This window comes from Thalassotalea fusca, from assembly GCF_053485835.1.
Window position 1 is genome coordinate 24783 of sequence record NZ_JBQRUN010000004.1, and the last position, 25436, is coordinate 50218.

Consider the following 25436-nt stretch of genomic DNA (forward strand, 5'->3'; position numbering starts at 1 on the left):
GTATTGGCGTATGTTTTCACACGCCTAATACTTCTTTTGATGTTACAAGTATAGGAGGCTATTTTTAGAAACCCCAAATCATGAAATGCTTTTATTTTTCTTGGGGTAATGCGTTGGTGAACTTGTATGCGATACAATAAATTAGGGGTAATTAACACGCATTGATAACTCGTCTTTTCAGACAACTATTTCTCTTGGGTGTTTTGTATGAGTGCTTCCAACACCAAGTACACACCGTTAGTCCAACCAAAGCCTTCTTGTACATCATATTCGCCGCCACTGGCCTTGCTCTGAAGCTGACATACATTATATTTCTCCATTAGTTTTCCGGATTGCTCAAAAAACTGTTTAACGGTGCGGTTCCAACGTGTGGCAATGTCTACAGCGAGTGTTGTATTTTCGTAATTCAGCAATCCCTGAATAGCAAACCAATGTAGGGGCGCCCAACCATTTGGTGAATCCCACTGTTGTTTGCTCTCAACCAGCGTTGTCACCAAACCACCGGTTTTTAAGAAGTCATGTTCTAGCTTTTTGGCAACAAGCTGAGCCTGGTCGTCACTGGCTAACGCCACAAATAAAGGTACAGCACCAGCTAACGACAGCACAGGGCGACTCTGCTGTTCTTGGCAATCAATATCGTAATCAACAAAAAAACCATGGTCACTAGACCACATATAACGATTTATTGCTTGCTGACGCCGCTGTGCTTTTTGCTGATAGTCGTGGCTTTTCTTTGTGTGACCAAGTACCAGCATAAACTCACGTAACAAACACTCTATTTTGTACAACAAACTATTCAAATCAACAGGCACTATCCGTGTGGTTCGAATTGAAGCTAAAGTGTAATCTTGCCCAAGCCAACGAGTGCTGAAATCCCAACCAGATTCGCAAGCCGCCCTAATATTTCGAAAAAAATCTTCCTGCTTTTCTGGCGACGCCTCACTAAACAACTCAACATCTTCTCGGTAAGATTCAGGTCGAGGTGTATCGCTATCATCCCAATAGCGATTGAGAATACTGCCATCGGGCATACGTACTACACGTCGATATGCCGTTATGTCATTATTTAACAGGTGGTCTCCATCCATCCAAAACGCATATTCTTTTTCAATGCTCCCAATATATTGCTTAATAAAAGATGCTTTGTCCGTTTGAAAGGGCAACAATAGTTCGACTAACAAACCCAAAATGGGCGGCTGGGAACGTGTCAGGTAATAACTCCGATTGCCATTAGGGATACAACCATAGCGTGATTGCAAACTGACAAAATTGTCTAACATGGCCACAACAGTTGATTGACGACCTGAAGCAATGAGGCCCAGCGCCGTAAAATAGCTATCCCAATAGTAAATTTCACGAAAGCGTCCACCCGGTACTACGTACGGTTTACTCAGTGCTAATAGCGAATCATATGAAGGTTTATCTGCAGGTTTAGTTAGCACAGGCCACAGTTCAAAAATGTGCTGTTCTATACTGTTACTAGCTGAAGTTAATGTTATCTCTGTCTGATCAGGCAGCGTAAAATATTGTTCTACAAACGATAACAACTCGGAAGAAGCTACGGCCTCTTGCTGGCTTTGTGTTTGTAGTTCGCTAAACTTTTTGAGTATTTCATTGAGTGGTAACTTAGGCGTAGCATCCACAAAAGTTTTGCTATCAGCAAATAGTCCACTCATTTGCACTTGCTTAAATAATGCAGACGCGAAAAAGTCTGTCGTCGTTTGGTCGATAATTTGTTTGTTGTTTGCTGCAACCATGTCTGTTCCTGAACTAAGCACGAGAAAATTGAGAGAATAAATAGCAAGTAAAATTAAGAAGAAATTGCGAGTTGCTTTTGTGACGTCCGGTTAAACCCATACAAACATGCCATGATCAGCACCATTGGTAACAACGACAGATAAAATGCATTTTGCCCACCAAACGCCTCAAAGGTAAAACCGGTGATGATTGAGCCGGTTGTTCCGCCCAGCGCAGAGAAAACCACAATTAATCCAGTCATTGCAGCATGTTTAGATCGCTCCAAACTACTCAACATCACAGAATTAAGCACTGGATAAATAGGTGCCATCATTAAACCAATTAGCGGCAGCAAATAGGCGACAATCGGAGCTTCAGCAATGTGATTTACGGATGATGTTGAAGAAAGCTCAGTAAGCGGCAACAAAACAACAATAATCAAGCCCATACCGACTAAACAAACATTAAGAAAAGGATACCAATGTACACGCCTTAGCACTTGCCCAGCCAGTAATCGACCTATCGCCAGTGAAGCTGCGAAAATGCTGGTGATTTGCACGCTGACATGATTCGGTAGCCCAAGCACTTCGCTGTTGAAAGTAGGTAGCCAAGTTCCTATTCCTTGTTCAATCAATACATAGAGAAATATTGAAAAAACAAACACTAACACAAGTGGCTGATAACTCATTTTTACCATTTCAACAAAGTCTTTAACTACGCCTTGGGTGTTGTTGCCTTCTCGCGAATCAGGTATCGATGACACACCGACAAGGAGCATAGCCACGAGGATGATCCCTGCGAGTGGATAATATACATTAAGCCATGCTAATGAATGGCTTGCATTGGGATCAACATAAAAACTAAACAACCAGTAACCAGATAGGCTACCCAGCATAAAAATACCTTCTATCGTATTTAAAATCGATGAATGTGACTTAACCGAAGTAGACAGTTGACCAATAATGGCATAAACCGACACTTTAACCAGTGCAAATGCTACGCCAATGCAGGCAAACAACAATTTAATCACCCAAAACTGGCCTACGTTTGGCGTGAGCACGCAAGCAATGGTAACAATTGCTAAGCCAATCAATAATGTTAACTTGTAACCTACTCTGGGAATAACAGACGCAACGAAAAAAGACACACAAGCAATGGACAGATCTTTAAACCCTTCCAAAGTACTCGCCTCAGGCTTACTAACATCAAAACTGTTGATAGACTGGAGGATGACGGTGCCTACGCTATTAAGCAAAATAGCAAATACAAAGTAACAGGCAGCAATTGCAGTAATCGTTAAAGCGCGTGACATGAAATACTCTCAGTGTGATTTTTCTTTCAGTCTATATTCGAAAATCAACAAATGCAAACGTTTGCATTTGTAAATTTAAAATAAAGTTGTTCAATAGCTCATAACGTACATTGATTATAGGCCAATAGCCGGAATATCTAACAACAAGGTGCCTTCTGTGTGACTGTTTATACCGGGCGAGTAGATTTACGTGGGATCAGTTCTATATCAACAACGGCAGATGTCGCACTTTGCCCCTGAAATTGTTTTATCAGCTGTTCTACCATGATATCTGATGCGATTTTGGTATCTTGTTTTACCGTAGTAAGTGCAGGATGAAGCAGTTCAGCCATTGCAATATCGTCATAGCCGACAATACCAACATCACTGGGAATGCTAATATAGCGCTCTTTCAGCGCCTTCATTGCACCAAGCGCCACCATGTCGCTAGTTGCGACTATGCCGTCAAAATGTAACCCTTTGTCCAAAATAGCTTGAGCGATGGTCTCGTACGCCGCTTTACTGGTGATATCACAAGACAACGTCAATGTATTGTCATGCAATAAACCATGAATCTCGATAGCGCGTTGATAGCCTTTATATCGTTCACTCATCTCAGCATGCTCTGGGTCACCCAAAAATAATATTCGTTGGCTTCCCCCTTTAATTAAGTGCTCAGTCGCAATAAAGCCACCGAGTTCATTGTTACTCCCTACAACAGCATAATCTGCTGTTACTTTAGGATCGCCCCATACCACCAACGGCGCTCCAGCTTGAGCGACTTGTTCAATTTTTTCCGTACTTTTCCCCTGACCGATTACGATAATGCCATCAGCACGACTGCTATTTATAAAGTAATTTGCCCAATCTTCAGCCGCCATCAGCGAGTTAGATAGCAACAATTCATAACCTTGCCGATTAAGTGCCTGATTGAGGTCACCAACTACTTTTAACAAAAAGGGATCACTAATGCTTTGATCTGTGCTGTCGGTTAAATTCAGTATGACGGCCACTACATTGGTTTTCTGTGTACGCAAACGACTGGCCGCGCGATTTAAACTGAAGTTATGCTCCTTTGCCAACGCTTGCAATTTTTCACGAGTCTCCTTTTTAATCAAAGGGTTATCGTTCAACGCCCGTGATACTGTAGATATTGACACGCCCGCCAGTTTCGCTAAACCAGCCAAGGTTAATTTATTTTCAGAAGACAAAGACTTACGAGCTCCAGTTAATGATTCCATCTCATGTTAGTCAGGGATTATTGCATAAGTTGCCAGTAATGCAATTGAAAAAACACTTTTTAGCAAACGTTTGCATTTTGCTATTGCAAACGTTTGCAAACGTAACTATATTGATCGTGGGGAAGGAATTGAAGCTAGCGTGTGTTGAACTTTTGATAGGCTTAGAGCCACTAGGAAAGCTCAGCACACCCTTATTATAATAATGAGCTGATATGGCAAAATGCAGATATCAGCATTGAGGGCATAATAATGACGAAGAAATTCAAGCTATCTGCAATCGCATTAGCGCTTTGTGGTCAAGCAAGCGTGGCAATTGCCGCTGAAAACGCACCAAACACTTCCAACACCGCTGAAGAAAAGGTTGAGCAAATCGTTGTCACCGGAACCTTCAGTGGTAAGAGTGTAAAAAAAGAGGAAGCGAGTTTTGCGATCAGCTCTTTCTCTGAAGATGACATTGAAAAGCTATCACCAAAAAGCACAGCAGATCTATTAAAAGCAGTACCGGGCATTTGGGTTGAAAGTTCAGGTGGTGTTTCTGGCGCTAATGTATTCGTTCGTGGCTTCCCCGGTGGTGGAGATGCACCTTTCTTAACTGTTCAAGTTCAAGGCGCACCTATATTTCCACCACCAACCCTCTCATTCTTGGAAAACTCTACGCTATTTCGACTAGATGAAACCGTAGAGTTCATGGAAGCGCTACGCGGTGGACCAAATGCAGTTGTGTCTAATGGTCAGCCCGGTTTAACGACCAACTTTTTATTAAAAGAAGGTTCTGAGGATACTGAAGGACTCGTTAAGTACTCCACATCTGACTATGGTTTACACCGAATCGACGGTGTTATCAGTGGTAGCTTAGCTGACGACTTATACTTCATGGCAGGTGGTTATATCAAAAGCTCACCGGGCGTGAGAGACGCAGGCTTTAATGCTGAGAAAGGTCATCAATTTACTATCAACATCACCAAAGAGCTTGATAACGGTAAAATAAACATTTTTACTCGCCAAACCGACGACCATGGTGTTTGGTATCTCCCCTCTCCACTGAACGTAGAAGGTGTTGACAACCAATATACACAAATTGGTACCAATAACCGTCATGCAACCATTCAATATGGCCTAGATGGAACATCTGAAACCATAGACTTTGGCCAAGGTCGCGGCTGGGATGGCTCTGTTTCGGGCGGTAGTATCGACCTAACATTCGACAATGGTTGGGGCTTAGTCAATCGCTTCATCTACACTAAGGGCGATGCTGACACCTACGGATTAGTACCAAATGGCGATCCAACCGAATTAGCGAATGTTGCCGATAATGGCACTAGTGCCACAGGTGCCGTAACAGGCGCTCAATATAGCGGCGATACCATGGTGCAACAAATTGGCCGTTGGGTGGTTAAAAAAGAAATTGAGGCATTTACTAACGACTTAGCCATCACAAAAACCTTCGACAAAGGCTCATTTACGGCCGGTTATTACCATACCACTTTTGAGGCTAAAGACTGGTGGGCACTAGGCAATCAGGCATATCATGTTGTGGAGTCTGGTGGTGAAATGCTTACGGGTATCGACTGTAATGACAATCAAGACAGCTGCGGTTGGAACTACGACATTAATAGCATCGGAGACGGATCAACAGATGCACTATACTTTGCTGCGTCATACGAAATCACCAGCCAGTTAACCATAGATGCGGGTATTCGCAATGAAAACCATCAAATCGAGTATACCGTAGATGAAGATTTAGACGGCACCATTAACCAAGTCGTCTCATATGATGAAACTGAATTGGCATGGACAGCCGGTATAAACTGGATGTTTGCCGAAAAACAAGGCATTTTTGCGCGAATCAGCGATGGTAGCAAAATGCCGTTTTTCGACGACTTTAGAGATAATTATGGCGCATACCAACAAGGTGAAGACTTGATCAAAGAAGTCTCTCAGTTTGAACTTGGCTATAAGCTCGCAAGAGATAACTATAACCTTTACGCCACTGCTTTTTTCAATGAAGTAAAGGGTGACACATTTGTTAGACAACCCGGTGCGCCTGCAGAAATACTGACGAATGAAGCCTACGGGGTTGAAATTGACTTCAATTACTACGCTGACAATGGCTTTTCAGTCAATTTAAATTCGACGGTTCAAGAAACAGAAATCACTGAAAGTCCAGATAACTTAGGTAATGAAGCACAACGTCAACCAAGCTGGCAAGTAAGGGTTACGCCAAGCTACGACATTGAATTTGACAACGGTATGTACGCAACTATTTATGGTAATTTCTCAGCGGTAGGCGACCGTTTTGCCAATAACGAAAATACCGTTACTCTACCCGGCTATGAAAAGATTGATGTTGGTATGATCTTAAACTTATCTGATCAAGTTGAGGTGCAATTATCTGTAAGCAACCTAACCGATGAAGATGCTTTAACCGAAGGTGATCCGCGAAGTGCACTATCGGCAAATGGCCGCTATATACTACCTAGAAGCATCGATTTGAGCGTGAGTTATCAATTTTAGTTATCGAGTTATCTTTTAAGAATACATCAATATTGATAAACAAAAAGCGAACTTTGGTTCAAGCCTATACGGATAATTGGATCTAAAAGCTTGGCTTAGCGAAATAAAGTGCTATATTTACTGTAATTATTTACAGGTATAGCACTTTTTTTATGAGCAAGAAATCTTGCCAAGACAAACCACCCAAAATCCCCTTTGCTCATAATGGAATTCAGTTCAATTGTTGCAAATTTACGATGTGCGAGAACTTTGGCTTAACGCCAGAGGAAATAGAAGAAAAAACGCTTTCGAATAAATATATTGAAAAAGATGGAAAGCGTCAATCTGTTAAACTAAACACATTTTATACGCTTCATGGGACTGGCCCTAAGTCTACATCAATCATTTGTAAAGGTTGCCTTGAGTTCGCCCGAACATCACCATACAAGAACCAAACTTCCTACTCTCTCAAAAGTAATAAAGGCATATACGAAGAATACGAGCGTATTGCCGCTTATCTTACAAAAACAGGCTCAAAATGTGTAAATGCAGACTGTGAAAGTAGCTTAGGGACTAAGCCAGTATCCATTAAAAAATGAGGAAAGACTCCCAAAGGTACTCAGCGTTATTATTGCAACGTCTGTAAAACATCATTCACTGGGAAACCAATAGATAGAGTCCATGACAATACCCAAATAGACATCTACTTTTTCAGAACCTTGGTATCTAGAACGCCCTTAGCACGCATAGCGAAGTTGTATGGCATTAGTATGCCCACCCTGTATAGAAGAATTGACTTTATTCATCGCAAGTGTGTTGAGTTTGTAGCAAACCGAGAACGAAGGCTAGTCAGCAAGAAGTATGAACGGATGTACCTATGCACCGACAGGCAAGTTTATATTTCTAACTGGGTTAATCGAAAAGAGAAGAAAAACTGTGAGTTCTATGTCATTGGAACTGCTGACCTTACAAGTAGCTATATTCTCGCTTACAACTTCAACTACGATCCAAGTCTTAACCCTGAAGAAGTGGAACGACATGCTGAGGAGTTAGGTGAACACGAGAAAATGAAACATCACCGCCAGTACGCCAGAGCTTGGCTAAAGAGAGATTTTGAAGCGATTAAAGCAACTAAGGGAAAGAAGCACCCAGCAAAAGGAGCATCCTTAAAAGAAGACCTTGAACAGCAGATAGCCTTTAATGAACTCTATGATCCTGACAGTGCTTCTGAGTCATATGGAAAGTCTAATCAGTTACCTACTAAGGGCATGGAAATACACAACGATTATACGATGGCAGCTCATTTTCACCTGATAAATACATTGACTGAAGGCGTTGAGAAAACAAGGTTCTTTATGGATCTAGATGAAGGCTTGAGTAACTCCTACAAAGCTGCATTCAAGGAGCAGATTAGAGCTGGCAATTCAGATGGGTTTGCTGTGTCTATGACGAAACACTTAACCATTGACGAGAAGCGAAAAATAGCCAGAGATCGTAAGCTTGAAGTCTCAGCCTTTTGTGGCAAGAAATACAGTTCGTTAACCAATCAGGAGCTTAATATTGCTATCAGAGACATGATCAAAGTTAGCATGGAAAATCCAACGAGGCCACGTAACGCTTATGAAGCTTGGGTCAGAAACCCAATGCCTAGCTTGAATGAAGTGGATAAACGGATAGCAGCCGTTACTAATATTCAACGATATGACTTAGATCATCAAGCCAACCTCTACCGTAAAGCCTCTCTGCACGCCATAGACAGGTTTTTCAATCAAATAAGGGCATCTCTTAGCCCATTTGCTAGACCAGCCCGTACAGGCAGTGGAATCAAAGGTACATGGTATGGCTACCAGCCTTACAACCCTGAGCTTTATACGAAGCTCGGTGAGATATTTAGGGTATATTTCAATTACTGTGAAGTAGACAAAAAGCATAAAGCTACGCCAGCTATGAAATTAGGCTTAGCAAAGGGACTTGTTGATGTTGAGAAAATTATTTATTTTGAAAAGTACAATAAGTGAAACAAAAGCTTGTAATTTCATTTAGGTATTTATTGAAGCTAGCTTCCATATTATTATTGTTTCGAATGGAAACGTAAATATAACTAATTTGATGACAGAAAAAGTAAAGTGTAATACATGTGATGCAATGATTCTGCCTTCAACAGCAGAGCGCAACGGTGGACTTTGTATGCCATGTAAACAAGGAAACCGTGAAAGTATCGAAAGCTCTAAAGAGTTTTATCGTAAACAAAAAGAATATGACCCTTTTAGAGAGCTATGGACATACCTTGTGGATAAGGTTCACTCTAATGATGATAATTTCTATATTCTTTCAGAGGAAGAGCAGGTTTATTTTGCTGTAGGTTTGCTCGATGGAGAAGTGTACAACGGTGGAATGCATCAGTTTTTTGGCAATAGCTCAGGTGACTTGTATGATGAAGTTGTGAATGGGCTGAATACTCTGGGGGCAACTAACTCACTTTGGCTTCTCAGAAGAGCAACAAAGGTTTTATTTGGAAACATAAAACCTTCAAAGGATTTTTACTTACGCAATAATGAAATGAAGCAATACCCTGAATCTGACAGTGCTCCAACTCCAGATTGGAGTTACGAGCTTGAAAAAATAGATGAAGAGTATTGGGAAGATCCAGATAATATAAGTGAATTGCTTTCAAATTATGCGGAATCCAGCGGACTAATTAAAGCGTTTATCAAGCCAAAGAATCAGACTCAAAATCAAAAAGTCTGAATTTTTAATTGTGAAAATAATATCTTAAAATTTAATTTTGTCAGATTTTACTGAAACGACTTTGTAACTATATAACGAAAAAGCCTTACAGTTTCCTGCAAGGCTTCTTTTTAGATATTGCCATCAGATCCAATTATCCGTACAGGCTTGACTTTGGTTCGCTTTTTTTATATCTACCATGACAATATACAAACGAATGATGTTTAACACCAATGCACGGGGTCAACCCGATAGAACTGCTTTAATTGACGATAAAGTAATGGGTATTCTTGATGAAATTGCTGCGACTGTTCAAAAAACACTTCACTGGCCACAGCAAAGAACTCAGCGGGATTCGTAGCCCCGTAATAGTCGAACAAAGACTCTGTGCCATTAGCAGCATGGCGCTGTAGGAGCTCAAACTGTTCGTTAAACACGTGCGACCATTCATTGTAATTTTGTTCTTTACTTAAAATAGGTGCGCCGTTCGCTGTGCCATTTTCCTGATCGAGTTGGTGAGCAAACTCATGAATCACCACATTGCGCCCGTCATCGGGTATTTGTGCGCCAACAAGCGTGTCTTGCCATGACAGCACTACCTTGCCAAAATCCCAAGACTCACCAGCTAGCGCGATATTGCTGGTGTGATGTACGCCATCAAAATTTACCGATTGTTGTGCTTTTACAAAAGCCCGAGGGTATACAAGTATCGTTTGAAGTTTAGGGTAATAGTCCGTTTTTCTGTTGAGTAGCAATAAGCACGCTTGGGCGGCAATCGTCACGCGAATTTCGTCGGTAATTTGAATACCATTGCAACCAACAAACGACTTTTCCGCTAAAAATACCTGAATATGCTGCTTCAATTGCAACTGCAAATCTGCAGGCATTTGTCTGAAATAAGGGATACGTCGCTGAATAATTTTTCGCCACTCCTTTTTGAATGGTCGTTGTTTGATTTTTCGACGCTGATAATCACGATATAGTGGTTTGCCCGCAGAATAACCAATAAGCAAACAAGCAATAAATATAGGTAAAAAATACGACAGCATTACAATCCAACATAACAATTTCTTACTATGACGTTGGTGCAAAGTGTTAATATTTCAAGTTGCCAATTGAATTACTGACGACATCACTCGACAAAATCGTGTTGTTTTTGGATTGTAAAAATTGTCTAAATAATCTTATGCGTAAAGTAATTATTTGGAATTCATTAACCATTGTTTACTTAATCTAAAGGCATTCATATCGTCGGTATAATGACCAATACCAACGATTCACCTGTGAGTCATGACAGCAAGGCTGTCATGATTCAAAGTGTCGATATTCAAAGTGAACAGGCTAAGCATCAACGCACTAAGTGAAGGAAATGTAAGTGTTTCTGATATTGGTCAATAATGTCATTAATTACAGCATCTTCAGACCAGCCCATAATGTCGTAGTCCTGCCCGCCCTCAACTAAGTGAACTTCAGCACGATAGTAGGTGTCGCCATCATCCTCTATGCTAAAATCGGGCTGAGCTTGCATGCTCTTATATACGCCGTACACAAAGTCATGTTCATCACCATGGTAAACCTTCAGCTCAATACCGTTAGTTTTTTTGGTCACTTTAGCTTTAATATCACGATCAAGAAATTGTGTGACCAGTTGATTAAACGATCTTTCAACTACTTTGGAAATAAACGAATCAACACTGCGTTTACCGGGCGTCGCTAAGATATTATCAAGCCGACTTTGCCAATTTTCGCTTTTATCTCCTGTCATCGTTGTCATAGTGTTCAACTGAAAACTTTCTTTTTTGGCTGACTCAACACGCAATGCTTTTAGCAAGCCATAGCACGCTAACAGCAACACAATAGAAAATGGCAGTGCACTGGCTATCGTCATCGCTTGCAGTGCTTCTAATCCTCCAACTAAGGTTAGTATGGCTGCTACAGCGCCAACACAAATCGCCCAGTATAATCTTTGCCAAAGTGGTGTATCGTTTTCTCCATTAGAGCACAACATATCAATTACCATGGCCCCCGAATCACAAGATGTAACGAAGAATATAACGATCATGACAATTGAAAGTACGGTCAGCATGCCTGACCACGGAAAGTTTTCTAAGAATACGAATAACCCAACGGATGCATTGTTATTGATCATTTCGCCCAGTTGCACTATGCCATTGTCAACAATGAGCGAAATAGCTGAATTACCAAATACCGTCATCCATAATAACGTAAAAGCTGCTGGTACTATCATCACGCCAGCAACGAATTCACGAATGGTGCGACCTTTCGATATTCGGGCAATAAACAAACCGACAAATGGCGCCCAAGCTAACCACCACCCCCAGTAAAATATTGTCCAGCCGCCAATCCAAGCTTTCTTTTCGTAGGCAAATAAGTTCAAGGTATTTGACACTAAATCAGCTAAATAAGCCCCAGTATTTTGCACATAAGCCTTGAGTAAAAACACAGTAGGGCCAAGAATAAATACAAGCAATAGCAGTGCGATGGCTAAAACCATATTAACTTCTGATAATATTTTGATGCCTTTATCTAAGCCTGTGGCAACAGATATTGATGCGAGCGCTGTAATACATAGCATGATAACTATTTGATTCATTTCACTGATTTCAATAGACATTATGTAGTTAAGGCCAGCATTTACTTGCGTTGCCCCTAAACCAAGCGATGTTGCAACACCAAATACAGTGCCAACTACCGCAAATATGTCTACCAGATGACCAGGCCAGCCATAAATTCGATCACCAATTAACGGGTGAAGCGCAGAACGAAGTGTAAGTGGTAACTTATGTCGATAACAAAAGTAAGCGAGCACTAAAGCAACAATCGCATAAACTGCCCATGCATGAAGCCCCCAATGAAAAAAGGTAATTTTCATCGCCTCTTTAATCGCCTCTAAAGACCCCTGTTCAGCGGTGGGTGGCGACAAATAATGCATGACTGGTTCAGCCACGCCAAAAAACATCAAGCCTATTCCCATGCCAGCGGCAAATAACATCGCGATCCAAGTAGAAAGCTTATAATCGGGCGTTGCATGATCTGGCCCTAATTTTATTTCACCAAAGCGCGACAAACTTAGATAGGTGACAAAGCCTAAGATAATAGTAACCGCTAACACATAGAACCAACTTCCATTGGTAATAATGCTCGATTGAATTTGACCGAATAGGTGTTCAGCAAAAGCAGGCGAGTAGAAAGTTAACGCGAGTAGACTGACAATAACAATTGAAGATGACAAGAAGACAGGTTTATTAAGTTTGCGGGTGTCGATTTTCATATACCTCAAGACAACAAATACTTTGAATACAAATTAAAAGAAATACACTTCAACCTGTCATTATAGCGCATCAACCAACCAAAACATACCGAACAACATTTAACACTAGCCACAATTTTAGTTAGATCACAAACTACTAGCAAAAAACTTTAGGCAAATAAGCAAGTTAAATTAACTCCCGCACTATCATCTTTTTCGCTCAAGTGAATATGATCATTTTTATTCGTTTTAACATGCAACTCACTCAGACGTAAGTTTGAATAAAATCGCGCCATTTTCTACAGTTAATTGATACCAAGTAGCAAAGCTCTCTGCAAAAAGGCACTCACATGTTCAACATCAACCGAATCAGATTAGTGTTTCCGCTTATTTTTCTAGTGGCCTGTGCCTCTATGGGTGAAGGTTCCGTTGCTGACAAACAGCAGGCGATATTAACGATGAAAGATGAGGTGCTCACGCAACTGTTCTCAAGCAAGCCTGATACTCGAGCACAACTCAACGCCGCCCCTGGTTATGCGGTTTTTTCGAACGCCAACATCAACTTGATATTTGTGGCTGCGGGTACTGGCTATGGTGTGGTAAAAAACAGGGCTACAGGAAAACACACTTATATGAATATGGCGGAAGGCGGTTTTGGCCTAGGATTAGGTGCCAAAGATTACCGCATTGTCATGGTGTTTCATACGACAAAGGCTATGGAGCACTTCATCCATTCGGGTTGGACATTTGGTGGCAATGCCGACGCAGCAGCACGCGCTAGTGGCAAAGGTGCCTCGGTCGAAGGAGAAGCCTACTTCGGAGATGTTACTGTATATACGTTTACCGAGAGCGGCTTAGCATTACAGGCAACGATTAAGGGGACTAAATTCTGGAAAGATAAGGAATTGAATTAGTTTGATTTAACGATGAATAACTAGCGTCAAAAAAGGCAGCTCATCTAAAAGAAGATTTGCTGCCCTATTCCATTAGCGATTAAGCGCTGATCACATTGCTTACTGGCAACTGTTCGTTTAACACAACAAATTCTGCTCGTTTGAAGAAGTTGAAATCAGTTGCAGTACACGCAGTATAAGCGCCCATCATTGAACTAATAATGAGATCACCATTATTAAGTTTTGGCAACATGATTGATTCCGAAATTACGTCAATGCTATCACATGTTGGACCTGCCAATACCGATGTAAATTGCTCTTCAGATTGCACCGCACTTTTTATGTCGTACCTTGCTTCATCAAACATTAGCCCGCTGAATGAGCCATAGATTCCGTCGTCTAAGTAATACCATGTTTGACCATTACGCTCAGCTTGCCCCATCACCGACGCAATATTAGTTACTGCGGAGGCAACAATAAAGCGTCCTGGTTCCGCAATTACGCGCACCGTTTCTGGTAACAAAGATAACGCTTGATTAATAGGCTGGCAAAATTCATCAATCGGCATAACATCCGATGTATATTGAACAGGAAAGCCACCGCCAATATCTAACGTACTCAATGCTGGTAATCCGGCATCAATCACTTGCTGCATAATGTGCTGACATTTTGTAATCGCAGTCGCATACTTTTCGCCGCTACGTGTTTGTGATCCTACATGAAACGACAACCCTTTAATGCGAATACCCAATGAAAAAGCATGACGAATAAGTGCCAACGCGTTCTCTGGTTTACAGCCAAACTTTTTCGACAAATCGGCAAGTACATCGGCATTAGGAAAGCTAACGCGAACCAGAATTTCAACTTCGTCTTTATACGCGACAAACTTTTCCAGTTCATTAATGTTATCTACAACAAACACATTACAGCCATAAGCCAACGCATGCTGAATATCTAGATCACGTTTTATTGGGTGGGTTTGAATAGTACGTTCGCTCGGCACACCAACTGAGGCAACTAAGTCGACTTCACCATTTGTCGCCAAATCAAAATAAGCGCCTTCTGCTAACAAAACAGATACTACGGCCGGATGTGGTAATGGCTTTAGCGCATAGTACAAGTCGACATTCGGTAAGGCATTTTTCAATGCACGATACTGTGCTCTAACCTGATTGCAATCTAGCACCATTAACGGCGAACCAAATTGAGCAACCAATGCTTCAGCGCGCTGGGTGGAAAATTCTTCACATGCAAGCGCATCTACACCGTTATGCGCATTAATATTTAAAGGTGTTAAAATAGACGTAACAGACATCACCATATCCCTACAAGTTCAACAAAGCTATTCCACCCACACCGGGCTTGAGCGATTCAAAAATAATTTAATAATTAAATACTTAAGTTCACTCTTGGATAGTTGCTCTATCGCCTTGTCGCGAAAATGCGATGTACTCGGATTGGCTATCAACAAGAAGCGTGGCGATATTAATGCTTTATTTTTTCAGCGCAATTATTATTTGCACGAATCATTTTTGTCGTTACAAGAAAAAATATTTGTTTAAGATTTGAGAAAGGGTTTTTGCTTTTATTAGCGTGATTTAAACATGAACGGTCACAAAGATCTCGGTGGGTGATAGCAAAGCTACCACCGCGCCTTATGTGATTGAATTCGACTTAATTCAACACCAAGCATCATAGATAAAATTCAATATCACTTAATTTTGCTTTATACATTCTTCGAACAGCACTTCAAAGCGCTCCAATCCTTCATGCAAGCTTTATGAGCAGGCGCTTGCCAGAACCCTTCACCTCCAATTAAGCCAATCAGCTCATGCAAAGACTGCTCTAAAGACTTGATTGATGTGTTAATTGCAGGTTTTATTATTTGTTTCAATGACGTCAAATTTGACTCCAAATCGTAATACTTACGCGACGGGTTCACTGAACTCGATTTCTACCACAAAACGGTTCTTATTTTTATCTACAGTAAATTGCCAGTTTTGTTGCTTACAAATGGTTTCTACTAAGTAAAGGCCAAATCCAAAACCGTAGTTTAAATCTATGTGTTGATGCTCCTGTTCAAATGCATTGCTAACGGTAACAGTGCTTTGGGTGACTGAAATATGCACGTTATTATCAGCGGTATATTGGCAAGCATTGCGCAATAAATTTCCAAGCGTTATTTCAATCAAGCTGATATCTGCCTGAATTGGCTCATGTGAACAAATATCAAGGTGAAATTGTACGGTTGCCGAGCAATACACTTCACTCTCTTCAACAAGATGTGCCAATTGTTCTGATAAAACAAGATTAACAGGCTCATTGGCTGATTTTTGTTTGCGCCATACTTGTAACAGCGTGCCCGTCATCAACTTCATGTTGCTGTTTGCCCTAGCGAGCTTGTCGAGAACTTTAGCGTCTTTCTCTGATAATTGATTACGTTTCTTCAATACCGCGATCGCCGCAGCGATAACTGATATTGGCGTTCTTAACTCGTGGCTCAAGCTACTAAGAAAGTCTTTTTCTCGTTTAACCCGTTCACTTTCAATCTGCCGTAATTCGTATTGTGATTGCAAACTGGTTTTCAGTCGACTTGCCGCTTTCACTAATTCGCGAAAATTGATCTTTTCAGGGATTGCCGTATCAGGGTATGCATTGGCTGATTGCTCAGATATTTTGGTCATCCAACGGTCAAACAAATTAATTTGATCAGTCACTTTACGGTTTAAACGGGTGACGAGAAAAATCAAAAGTACGAATAGCAAGAATGAAACAAAACTTAAGCTCAATCTGACCGACTGATTGCTCTTTGCATAATCATCTTGGCTAAATATGTGTATGACATAAAATACTGTATTTAGTGCTGGTAAACTAAACGGCAAAATATAAATGTATTGGTTTTCTACAAAAAACAATGAAGCTTCATCAAGCTCAATGTTGTCTTCTTCAATCAACTTTATATAGCGTGCAGGTAAATTATTCTTTCCCCAATAATACTCTTTCCTGCCACTATCAAACTCAACAACCGTTTGATTTGGCTGATAGTGTTCAGTTAAAACTTCCGCTTCATAAAACATGTAATATTCGGTGGTATCATCCATGCCAGACCAATTCATGAAACTTATGAGCGCCGTAAATGCGGCGATAATAAGCGCAAGAATCAATAAATAGCGACGATTTAAATAGTGCGCAAGTGACTGATGTTTCATTATGCTCTTAGCGCGATACCTGCGCCTCTTATTGTATGAATTAACGCATGCTGTCCTTCGCGATCAATGGCAGTACGCAACCTAAATATCAATGTTTTGAGCATATCTTTGTTAACATCTTGATCAGGCCAAACATGCCCTTCAATATCGAGTTTAGACACCACATTGGGGCTATGTTTCGCTAGCAAGCACAATAGCTGCCATTGTGCGGGCTGAAGACTTATTTCTTCATTATTTCGGGTCACTATGTGCGCAGCGTAATCGATGGTTAAGTCCTCTAACTTGAACACACGCCGAGCTTCGTTTTTTCGCCTAGCAAGTACCTTTAGTCGCGCCACAAGTTCGTCAAGCTCAAAAGGTTTCGTTAAATAATCATCAGCACCAGTTTCAAACCCCAACAATTTATCGTCAATGCTGTCTCTCGCCGTGAGAAAAATAACCGGAGTGTCGATAAGCTGTTCTTTTAACCAGTTACATACGGTAAAACCGTCCGCTTTCGGCATGTTGACATCTAAAACAATGACATCGTAACGTGTTGACTCCAGCAAATTAATCGCCATTTTGCCATCAGCAGCGTAATCACACTCAATTCCTTCATCTTCGAGATAGTCTATCGTTAACTCTGCCAAATCAGCTTCATCTTCTGCCAAAAGCACCAACATGCTTCACTCCTAATCTTGTTGCACCTGAATAAATACACGCTCTTATAGTTCGCCCTACAGATTATAAGGTATATAACTTGCCATTATGGCACACCAATATTCAGCAAGGTTACCTAACAGTTACCTTTTACACACTATACTTAATGAATCAATGCTAGCCTCCCCGGAACAAAAAGATGCTTTTATCACTTAAAAACAATACCTTAAATAAAACATCAAAAGAAAAAACAACATATGGATTGTGTACTTTTTTCTTGAGTGCCGTATTGTTGGTAGCAAGTACTTCTAGTTCTGCTAAAAACACGCTCCTCTTAGCCGATTCAACTAACTCACAAACGGCTACGGAAATATTTATCCATGGCTCTATCTATACAGTGAACCCCAAACAGCCATGGGCCGAAGCAGTTGCCTTAAGAGACAATAGGATCATTTACGTTGGTACTTCAGCCGATGCATTAAAACTTGCCAACGATAAAACCTCCATTACCAATCTTAATGGAAAGATGATGTTGCCCGGCTTTCATGATGTTCATATGCATCCAATTGAGTCAGCGTCAGAAAATACCTTATTTACCTTAAACACTGAAGAAACAGACCCAGAAAATTTTGCTGATACGATAGCCGACGCTGCCGAAAACAACCCAAGTGCAGATTGGTTAATTGGCTATGGTCACACAATTGCGACGTTGCTCGACGCAGAGAGACTGCCAATTGATATTATTGATGATGTCGTGCCAGACCGTCCCGTTATTATCATGGAGCAAACCTCACATTCGATGTGGGTTAACTCGGCCGCAATGGAAATTGCCGGAATAGACATCGATTCACCAGATCCCATCGGCGGAGTGATCTTGCGAGATGAATTAACAGGGGAACCTAATGGAATTTTAATCGACAATGCCGGAAACTTGGTGATGGATATTGCGATGCGGCCAACCGCTAAACGACAACAAAAAGACTATGAAGGACTCATTGAATATACCCTGCCTGAACTTGCTAAACATGGAATTACGTCCATAAGTGATGCCCGTAGCTTTTGGCAGCGCGACGACCACTTAACTTGGATAAAAGCTAGTGATAATGAAGAGCTGACCGCGAGAGTGAATGTTGGCTTGTGGGCTTATCCCAATATGACTGACACCGAGCAGCTCGCCAAGCTTAAGTCAATGTATTCGAATGACTCTGATAGCTATCTAAAATTTAATCAAATAAAATTATATTCCGATGGTATTTTAGTCAATGGAACCGCGGCAATGCTTGCCCCGTACAATGTTGACTTGATTGGATTGGCAGGTAATCGCGGCTTAAACTACTTCGATCAAGCAAGATTAGCGTATTACATAAAAGAACTAGAGACAGTAGGTTTCGATTTCAATATTCACGCTATTGGCGATCGGGGTATACATGAAGCATTGAATGCGATAGAAAAAGCTAGTTTTGGTAAAGGTCGACACAGATTGACTCATTTGGAGGTCATAGCCCCTAAAGATTTAGCGCGATTTGCCAAGCTCAACGTTATTGCTGACGCACAAGTTGCTGGCGAATTTACCAACCCTGCACATTGGGAAGAAAACGTTGGTTTATTGGGTAGAATTAGAGCCAACAATGCAGTTCCAATTAAATCGCTAGTTCAAGCAAACGCCCGATTAACGCTAAGTAGTGATTGGAACGTTAGTCCTTTCAATCCATTTATTGGTTTGCAGAATGCGATCACACGAGCGCCACAGAACATTTCACTCGCTGATGCCATCAAAGCCTATACGCTCAACAGCGCTTATGCTATGCGTCAAGAAGATAAAGTAGGTTCAATTGAAGTAGGTAAACTCGCTGATCTCATCGTAATCGACCGTAACCTATTTGAAGTTGATAAAGAAGATATCAACCAAACCAAAGTGCTCATGACCTACTTTGACGGTGAATTAATCTACCGTAAATGATCCCAGTATGAATTATGCCTTCGTTTATCACCCGCTACAGGTATATGTTCGCTCATGTTAATATCTCGCTCTAAACTTTAAACAGGATTTTGTCGATATCAGTAGAAATACCAATGCCAGCGCAACCGCCAGTACGTCACAAGTTAGAGGTGCCATTTATCACTCATCAATTGATGCGTGGAAAAATGTGAGAACTCAACTAGCCCCTTTTGAACACAAGTTGAAATTAGCGGGCATTTCCCCTGACAAATGGTGAGTTTAAGTCACAACCATTACGCTTTGCCCTTTTGCTGAAAACAGAGAACTGCCAGCAAGCAACATAGTAAATAATCGATTTTAAAATGAACTACCTCACCAGAAACACGTCACGGTAATACTTTGAAAATTCTTCTGTTTCAGCCTCTTTACGCCACCATGTAGTGACAGCTTGTCGGTATTCATCAGTGTGTTTTATTTGCTTTAATACGACATTAACTTGTTTAATCACTGCTCTACCCCACGCATTATTCGGACAAGCAATTGATCCAGAGTTAAAAGGCGCTACACCGTTGATTTTAAAACTGACTAAAGAATGTTTTGGGATTTCGGTATGTTGTAAGAAATACTCTAATTCGAAGGGATAAAGAATGGATAAATCAACGCGATTAAGGTGAATAAGTTGAAAGATTGAGGATAAATCGGTATTTGATATCAATTTCACTTTGTCATTATTTGAAAACCTAGTGAATATTTCATCGATAGACTCAGTGTACGATCGCTCCTTAACCAATGCAAATGTGAACAAATCTGATTTCAGAACAGCCTCAAAATCCACATTGCCATCAACTAAAAAACCATCTAACACACCTTGTTTTGCAATTATCCGGTTACTTGGGTTAACCATTGAGGCGTTAGAAAACACCATATATTTCTTACGCTCCGGCGTTATAAAAAGCGCAGGGTGACACACACGCTTGCCTGCTTTCATATCCGAAATAGCACGACCAATTGAAGCAAGTGGCATCCTATGTTCATACTCAGGCATTCTCTCTATGATGAGATCGAGTACCTTTTGCACAAAGCCCTCACCTTGCTCTGGTCCCGTTTTAATGATCCCCGGTGGACGGTGATAAGTTTGCCAGTTGATGACACCTTTACTATAACTCGCAAACGGCATTAACAAAGATAATAGGAGTATAGTGTAGATGAAATTTCTAACGAGCAATGAAGTTACCATTTATTACTACTTAGGGTAAATAAAATATAACTCGTCATTAAGATTTACGCAATTGTGGTCTGATTTGTTCACAAAAGTGCTTTATCCGCAATGTAAAAGAGGCAAAACACACGCGTAGTAAGTCATAACGAGCGATAGCAAGTATTTGGTCAACTGGCTTAGCGCTTTTTCCGTCGACTAAACTTTAGTGCCCCTTTCCGATATTGCTGCACAAGCCAGATAACACCAGTGCTTGACAAAATTAATGTTGCAATGGCGAACACAATAATCAGCCAATGATTAAAACCGCCCGAATTGCCGTAATCCATAAAATGCAGCTTCATCATTAAGTCTTTTAATCTGGAGTCGTCATTGGCATGACGCAATACTTGTCCCGTTACTGCATCCATGTAGATGGTAGTATTTACCTCATCATCTACTGCTACCATCCACATTGAATTTTGCTGACCAACATAATCCGAAAATGGTGGCTCGGCCAATACGGGTGTATTGAGCTTGCCCGTACCCGAATATGAGTCTTGTGCCAGCGTGAATACTTGCTGTGCAGTTAGTGCGTGTTGTTTTCCCGTAGTTGCATCGAACAGCGTTGAGTGACGCGATTGGTAATTATGTTGTCCTCGTTCATAAATCAAATGATAGTATGGCTGTTGTAATAGCCAAACTAGTTTTAGCTCTAACGGTGGCTCGCTTTGGAGTTCGCTCGTCGCAACTAAATCAAAGCTTGGTAAATTACCTTCGTGGTGCGCATGCACTCGAAAGGCATTGCCAGTCGCTTTGCTGTGATCCATCAAGTTGAAATACAAACCTGTTGCCAACCAAATGAGTAACTGCAAACCAACTATTAACGACAACCACTTATGAACGGCAATGTTTAATTTGAAGGCCTGCATAAAACTGCCCCTCTTTTATTCGCTAAAAATATTCGGTGATAGGTTAATACCGCTCCTGCCAAAGCAGCCAATAGCCCAAGTATTGCTACCACCATTAGGAACCAGTTGGCAACGTTCTCACCATCATCGTAATCCATAATATGAAAACGCCACATCCAGTCGAACAATCGCCAGTAATCATGGCGTTTTGCAACGATTGCGCCGGTTTGTTGGTTGATATAAAAAGTAGGCGTTGCCATGTTGTCAAAAGTGACTCGCCAAACAGGTAAGTGTCTTGGCGAAAGCTCTGCTGGCATATCTGACACTTGGCTTATTAGCCGTATTTCGTTGATGTTTTGCTGCTCAGTGTAGTAATAATGCGCGATATCTCTCGCCTTAGCTTCGTCAACCGCAGGCAATTGCCCCCCTGTCGTGGCGTCAACGGTCAACTTACCATTTTCACCATCAGTAAACCTGTATACTGGCTTACCTAAATGCTGAGTGAGTACAATACCCGTTGCATCAGGGTAGTTTTCAACAAGTGCATTAATCGAGTGGCTCACGCTTGCCAAGTTCAATTTTTCACTATCACGTTTAGCCAAAGATTCACCGTGGATATAGTGAATGTCCATACTCACCATATATACCCCCGAAATCGACCAAAAAAGAAACTGTAGTCCCACAAAAACCATCAACCATTTGTGGTATTTCCTTGCCCATCTAATCATTGTTTACCAACCTGTTATTAAATGACGTCACTTCCGATTTTTTAACCAACGAATAGATCGCTGGTAATACAATCAACGTAAGCACTACAGCACTTGCCATGCCGCCCACCATTGGCGCTGCGATTCGGCTCATCACTTCAGAACCTGTGCCAGTACCATACAGAATTGGCATTAAACCGATTATAATAGTGGCGACTGTCATCATCACTGGACGAACGCGCAAGCCTGCTCCTTGTATTAATGCTTCTTGATACTCTGTTGCGGTGATTGATGTCAACTCCCGTTGCGCCTTTTCTTTGAGATCTTTTAACGCTTGGTTGAGATAAACAAGCATGATAACGCCTATTTCAACGGCCACACCAGCAAGCGCAATAAAGCCTACGCCAACCGCTACCGAAAAATTAAAGCCTTCGAAATACATCAACCATAACCCCCCAATCATTGCCATTGGTAAGGTCACCATGATAATTGCGACTTCACTAAACGCTCTGAAGTTTAAGTAAAGTAAGATTACAATTATCGCGAGTGTTAATGGCAACACATAGGTAAGTTTATCTTTGGCTCTTTCCATGTATTCATATTGCCCTGCCCAATTGATGGAATAACCTGCTGGTAATGCTAAGTTGTTAGCTAAATATTCCTTGGCATTTTCCACATAGGTGCCAACATCAACACCGTCAATATCGATGAAAGTCCAGCCATTTATGCGTGCATTTTCACTCTTAATCCCCGGAGGGCCATTTTCTATGCGAATATTGGCAACATCACCCAGTGCAATACGTTGGCCATTAGGTGTTACTACAGGTAATCTAGCTAGTTGTTCAGGTGAGTCACGGTAATCTTGGGGGTAACGTAAATTAACAGGATAACGCTCTTGCCCCTCAACGGTTTGCGTAACATTCATGCCGCCAATCGCGGTAGAAACCACCTGCTGAACATCTTCAATATTTAAGCCAAAGCGACTCGCCTTTTCTCGAGAGATATCGACCTTAATATAACGTCCGCCCGCTACGCGTTCAGAGTATACCGATGCCGTGCCATTCACTTGCGGTAATAGCTGCTCAATTTGTTGACCAATTATTTGAATGGTATCAAGATCTGGGCCCGCCACCTTGATACCAACTGGTGTTTTAATCCCCGTTGCCAGCATATCAATCCGTGTTTTTATTGGCATAACCCAAGCGTTAGTTAATCCCGGAAACTTCACCAATTTATCTAATTCAGCTTTTAATGATTCGGTTGTTACCCCTTCCCGCCATTGGTCTTGCGGCTTTAATTGAATAAAAGTTTCAATCATCGTTAGCGGCGCAGGATCGGTGGCTGTTTCAGCACGCCCTACTTTACCAAACACGTTTTCCACTTCGGGCACGGTTCTAATTAGTTTGTCGGTTTGTTGTAACAGCTCTCGCGCTTTACCTATAGAAATGCCGGGATAGGTGGTTGGCATATACATGAGATCACCTTCATCGAGCGGAGGAATGAATTCACTACCAATTTTGTCGATCGGCCAAAAGCCCACGATTGTCACCAGTAATGCGCCCACAATCGTCGACTTAGGAAACTTCATCACTTGTCGTAATATCGGCATATAGGTAGCGATAAGTAGGCGATTAAGCGGGTTTTTCTTCTCAGAAATGACCTTGCCACGAATGAAGTATCCCATCAGTACAGGCACTAAGGTAATTGCCAAACCAGCCGATGCTGCCATGGCATAGGTTTTGGTATAAGCAAGTGGTGCAAACATTCTGCCTTCTTGCGCTTCGAGAATAAATACCGGCAAAAACGATACGGTAATAATTAACAAACTAAAAAACAGCGCTGGCCCCACTTCACTAGCGGCCTTTGTCACCACCTGCCAACGATTTTCGTCAGTTAATGCTTCACCTTTTTTAGCCAGTGCTTCCATATGCTTGTGCATGTTTTCAATCATCACAATCGCACCATCTGTCATGGCACCGATTGCAATCGCAATACCACCAAGCGACATGATGTTAGCGTTAATTCCTTGCATGTTCATGATGATAAACGACACCAAAATGCCCAAAGGTAACGTGACAACAGCAACAATAGATGAACGCAAGTGGAACAGGAACGCCACACAAACCAGTGCGACTACTGCCAGTTCTTCAAGCAACTTGCTCCACAAGTTATCTACGGCTCGGTCGATTAAATTTGAACGGTCGTAAACCGTTACCACTTCAACGCCTTCAGGCAGTGACGACTTAAGCGACGCCAGCTTGGCTTTTACACCGTCAATCGTTTGCTGGGCATTCTCGCCAAATCGCATTACCACAACACCACCAACCACTTCACCTTCACCGTTTAGTTCGGCTATACCACGACGCATTTGCGGGCCAAGATTCACGTCAGCGACATCTCCAATGCGCAGCGGTGTTCCTTGTTCATTAATACCAAGCGGGATCTTTTCTATGTCTTGCACAGATTGAATATATCCGGTAGCAGTCACCATATACTCGGCTTCCGCCATTTCCACCACAGACGCGCCCGTTTCCTTATTGCCTCTTTTCAGCGCGGTTTGTATATGGTCAAGCGGTACGTTGTATGCCCTGAGTTTATCAGGGTCAACCTGCACCTGATATTGTTTAACCATACCGCCAACGGCAGCAACTTCTGACACACCGGGGACAGTCTGCAATTCGTACTTTAAGAACCAATCTTGAATACTTCTTAACTGGCTCAAATCATGGTTGCCTGTTTTGTCTGTTAGCGCGTAAATATAAACCCAACCTACTCCAGTGGCGTCTGGGCCTAATTGCGGTTTTGCCGAATCTGGTAGGCTTGACGCTACTTGGCTCAGGTATTCAAGTACGCGGCTTCTTGCCCAATACAAGTCAGTATCATCATCAAAAATAATGTATACGTACGAGTCACCAAAGAATGAGTAGCCCCTAACCGTTTGCGCGCCTGGCACAGACAACATGGCGGTGGTCAACGGAAAAGTGACCTGATCCTGAACGACTTGTGGCGCTTGGCCGGGGTAACTCGTTTTAATAATCACCTGCACATCAGACAAATCAGGAATAGCGTCAACAGGTGTGTTCTTTAAGGAATATAGTCCACCAAAAGCAATGATCAACGTGATTAACACCACAAAGAATCGATTGCCAACAGACCACCTAATAATTGATTCAATCATATCGA

18 protein-coding genes are annotated in these 25436 nt (G+C 41.6%); 6 read left to right on the top strand and 12 right to left on the bottom strand.

Features of this window, described 5'->3' with window-relative positions:
• Positions 1-185: 185 nt before the first annotated feature.
• The 3 genes from treF to ACSLUK_RS06250 form a co-directional block, all read right to left on the bottom strand.
• Positions 186-1757, bottom strand: a complete 1572-nt coding sequence (treF, locus tag ACSLUK_RS06240; RefSeq protein ID WP_448547677.1) for an alpha,alpha-trehalase TreF — start codon at positions 1755-1757, stop codon at positions 186-188.
• A gap of 53 nt (positions 1758-1810) precedes the next feature.
• Entirely contained in the window at positions 1811-3049 is a 1239-nt protein-coding gene (locus ACSLUK_RS06245; protein ID WP_448547678.1) for an MFS transporter, read from the bottom strand.
• A 167-nt stretch (positions 3050-3216) separates the two neighbouring features.
• On the bottom strand, positions 3217-4269 hold the full coding sequence (locus tag ACSLUK_RS06250; RefSeq protein ID WP_448547679.1) for a LacI family DNA-binding transcriptional regulator: 1053 nt from the start codon (positions 4267-4269) through the stop codon (positions 3217-3219).
• Between the two features lie 249 nt (positions 4270-4518).
• On the opposite strand from ACSLUK_RS06250, the gene ACSLUK_RS06255 reads away from it, so the two are divergent.
• The 4 genes from ACSLUK_RS06255 to ACSLUK_RS06270 all read left to right on the top strand — a co-directional run bounded on the left by ACSLUK_RS06255 (position 4519) and on the right by ACSLUK_RS06270 (position 9510).
• Complete coding sequence (locus ACSLUK_RS06255) at positions 4519-6783, top strand: TonB-dependent receptor (protein ID WP_448547680.1); 2265 nt, start codon at positions 4519-4521, stop codon at positions 6781-6783.
• Between the two features lie 152 nt (positions 6784-6935).
• Positions 6936-7361, top strand: coding sequence for a hypothetical protein (locus ACSLUK_RS06260; RefSeq protein WP_448547681.1), 426 nt, complete (start codon positions 6936-6938; stop codon positions 7359-7361).
• A 171-nt stretch (positions 7362-7532) separates the two neighbouring features.
• Positions 7533-8780 (top strand): hypothetical protein, encoded by a 1248-nt coding sequence (locus ACSLUK_RS06265; protein WP_448547682.1) that lies wholly within the window; start codon positions 7533-7535, stop codon positions 8778-8780.
• 91 nt (positions 8781-8871) lie between these two features.
• Positions 8872-9510 (top strand): DMP19 family protein, encoded by a 639-nt coding sequence (locus tag ACSLUK_RS06270; protein WP_448547683.1) that lies wholly within the window; start codon positions 8872-8874, stop codon positions 9508-9510.
• Between the two features lie 203 nt (positions 9511-9713).
• On the opposite strand, the gene ACSLUK_RS06275 is transcribed toward ACSLUK_RS06270, so the two are convergent.
• Both ACSLUK_RS06275 and ACSLUK_RS06280 read right to left on the bottom strand, forming a co-directional pair.
• Entirely contained in the window at positions 9714-10538 is an 825-nt protein-coding gene (locus tag ACSLUK_RS06275) for a M90 family metallopeptidase (protein WP_448547684.1), read from the bottom strand.
• Positions 10539-10837: 299 nt separating this feature from the next.
• Entirely contained in the window at positions 10838-12781 is a 1944-nt protein-coding gene (locus ACSLUK_RS06280) for a BCCT family transporter (RefSeq protein WP_448547685.1), read from the bottom strand.
• A 329-nt stretch (positions 12782-13110) separates the two neighbouring features.
• Between ACSLUK_RS06280 and ACSLUK_RS06285 the strand changes: the two genes are divergently transcribed.
• The gene (locus ACSLUK_RS06285; protein WP_448547686.1) at positions 13111-13674 is read left to right on the top strand and encodes a lipid-binding SYLF domain-containing protein; all 564 of its coding nucleotides are present in this window, start codon (positions 13111-13113) and stop codon (positions 13672-13674) included.
• A gap of 79 nt (positions 13675-13753) precedes the next feature.
• Here the strand turns inward: ACSLUK_RS06285 and ACSLUK_RS06290 are convergent, their stop codons facing one another.
• The 3 genes from ACSLUK_RS06290 to ACSLUK_RS06300 all read right to left on the bottom strand — a co-directional run bounded on the left by ACSLUK_RS06290 (position 13754) and on the right by ACSLUK_RS06300 (position 17524).
• Positions 13754-14968, bottom strand: coding sequence for a type III PLP-dependent enzyme (locus ACSLUK_RS06290; protein ID WP_448547687.1), 1215 nt, complete (start codon positions 14966-14968; stop codon positions 13754-13756).
• A gap of 610 nt (positions 14969-15578) precedes the next feature.
• Positions 15579-16862 (bottom strand): sensor histidine kinase, encoded by a 1284-nt coding sequence (locus ACSLUK_RS06295; RefSeq protein ID WP_448547688.1) that lies wholly within the window; start codon positions 16860-16862, stop codon positions 15579-15581.
• Entirely contained in the window at positions 16862-17524 is a 663-nt protein-coding gene (locus tag ACSLUK_RS06300; RefSeq protein ID WP_448547689.1) for a response regulator transcription factor, read from the bottom strand. Before ACSLUK_RS06300 ends, ACSLUK_RS06295 begins: the two co-directional genes overlap by 1 nt.
• 176 nt (positions 17525-17700) lie before the next feature.
• Between ACSLUK_RS06300 and ACSLUK_RS06305 the strand changes: the two genes are divergently transcribed.
• Positions 17701-19461 carry an amidohydrolase gene (locus ACSLUK_RS06305; RefSeq protein ID WP_448547690.1) on the top strand — a complete coding sequence of 587 codons (1761 nt, stop codon included), beginning with the start codon at positions 17701-17703 and terminating at the stop codon, positions 19459-19461.
• A 346-nt stretch (positions 19462-19807) separates the two neighbouring features.
• Here ACSLUK_RS06305 and ACSLUK_RS06310 read toward each other — a convergent pair whose 3' ends face one another.
• The 4 genes from ACSLUK_RS06310 to ACSLUK_RS06325 all read right to left on the bottom strand — a co-directional run bounded on the left by ACSLUK_RS06310 (position 19808) and on the right by ACSLUK_RS06325 (position 25431).
• Positions 19808-20677: a TIGR02285 family protein gene (locus ACSLUK_RS06310; protein WP_448547691.1), complete on the bottom strand. Its 870-nt coding sequence runs from the start codon at positions 20675-20677 to the stop codon at positions 19808-19810.
• A 158-nt stretch (positions 20678-20835) separates the two neighbouring features.
• Positions 20836-21567, bottom strand: a complete 732-nt coding sequence (locus ACSLUK_RS06315) for a PepSY domain-containing protein (protein WP_448547692.1) — start codon at positions 21565-21567, stop codon at positions 20836-20838.
• A complete protein-coding gene (locus tag ACSLUK_RS06320; protein WP_448547693.1) occupies positions 21549-22274 on the bottom strand; it encodes a PepSY domain-containing protein in 726 nt (241 codons plus the stop codon). The genes ACSLUK_RS06315 and ACSLUK_RS06320 overlap by 19 nt, the downstream gene beginning before the upstream one ends.
• On the bottom strand, positions 22267-25431 hold the full coding sequence (locus ACSLUK_RS06325) for an efflux RND transporter permease subunit (protein ID WP_448547694.1): 3165 nt from the start codon (positions 25429-25431) through the stop codon (positions 22267-22269). The genes ACSLUK_RS06320 and ACSLUK_RS06325 overlap by 8 nt, the downstream gene beginning before the upstream one ends.
• Positions 25432-25436 lie beyond the last annotated feature (5 nt).

Excerpts from the sequence above, each read along its gene's own strand:
- treF (WP_448547677.1), bottom strand. The coding sequence starts at position 1,757 with ATGGTTGCAGCAAACAACAAACAAATTATCGACCAAACGACGACAGAC.
- ACSLUK_RS06245 (WP_448547678.1), bottom strand. The coding sequence starts at position 3,049 with ATGTCACGCGCTTTAACGATTACTGCAATTGCTGCCTGTTACTTTGTA.
- ACSLUK_RS06250 (WP_448547679.1), bottom strand. The coding sequence starts at position 4,269 with ATGGAATCATTAACTGGAGCTCGTAAGTCTTTGTCTTCTGAAAATAAA.
- ACSLUK_RS06255 (WP_448547680.1), top strand. The coding sequence starts at position 4,519 with ATGACGAAGAAATTCAAGCTATCTGCAATCGCATTAGCGCTTTGTGGT.
- ACSLUK_RS06260 (WP_448547681.1), top strand. The coding sequence starts at position 6,936 with ATGAGCAAGAAATCTTGCCAAGACAAACCACCCAAAATCCCCTTTGCT.
- ACSLUK_RS06265 (WP_448547682.1), top strand. The coding sequence starts at position 7,533 with ATGCCCACCCTGTATAGAAGAATTGACTTTATTCATCGCAAGTGTGTT.
- ACSLUK_RS06270 (WP_448547683.1), top strand. The coding sequence starts at position 8,872 with ATGACAGAAAAAGTAAAGTGTAATACATGTGATGCAATGATTCTGCCT.
- ACSLUK_RS06275 (WP_448547684.1), bottom strand. The coding sequence starts at position 10,538 with ATGCTGTCGTATTTTTTACCTATATTTATTGCTTGTTTGCTTATTGGT.
- ACSLUK_RS06280 (WP_448547685.1), bottom strand. The coding sequence starts at position 12,781 with ATGAAAATCGACACCCGCAAACTTAATAAACCTGTCTTCTTGTCATCT.
- ACSLUK_RS06285 (WP_448547686.1), top strand. The coding sequence starts at position 13,111 with ATGTTCAACATCAACCGAATCAGATTAGTGTTTCCGCTTATTTTTCTA.
- ACSLUK_RS06290 (WP_448547687.1), bottom strand. The coding sequence starts at position 14,968 with ATGTCTGTTACGTCTATTTTAACACCTTTAAATATTAATGCGCATAAC.
- ACSLUK_RS06295 (WP_448547688.1), bottom strand. The coding sequence starts at position 16,862 with ATGAAACATCAGTCACTTGCGCACTATTTAAATCGTCGCTATTTATTG.
- ACSLUK_RS06300 (WP_448547689.1), bottom strand. The coding sequence starts at position 17,524 with ATGTTGGTGCTTTTGGCAGAAGATGAAGCTGATTTGGCAGAGTTAACG.
- ACSLUK_RS06305 (WP_448547690.1), top strand. The coding sequence starts at position 17,701 with ATGCTTTTATCACTTAAAAACAATACCTTAAATAAAACATCAAAAGAA.
- ACSLUK_RS06310 (WP_448547691.1), bottom strand. The coding sequence starts at position 20,677 with ATGGTAACTTCATTGCTCGTTAGAAATTTCATCTACACTATACTCCTA.
- ACSLUK_RS06315 (WP_448547692.1), bottom strand. The coding sequence starts at position 21,567 with ATGCAGGCCTTCAAATTAAACATTGCCGTTCATAAGTGGTTGTCGTTA.
- ACSLUK_RS06320 (WP_448547693.1), bottom strand. The coding sequence starts at position 22,274 with ATGATTAGATGGGCAAGGAAATACCACAAATGGTTGATGGTTTTTGTG.
- ACSLUK_RS06325 (WP_448547694.1), bottom strand. The coding sequence starts at position 25,431 with ATGATTGAATCAATTATTAGGTGGTCTGTTGGCAATCGATTCTTTGTG.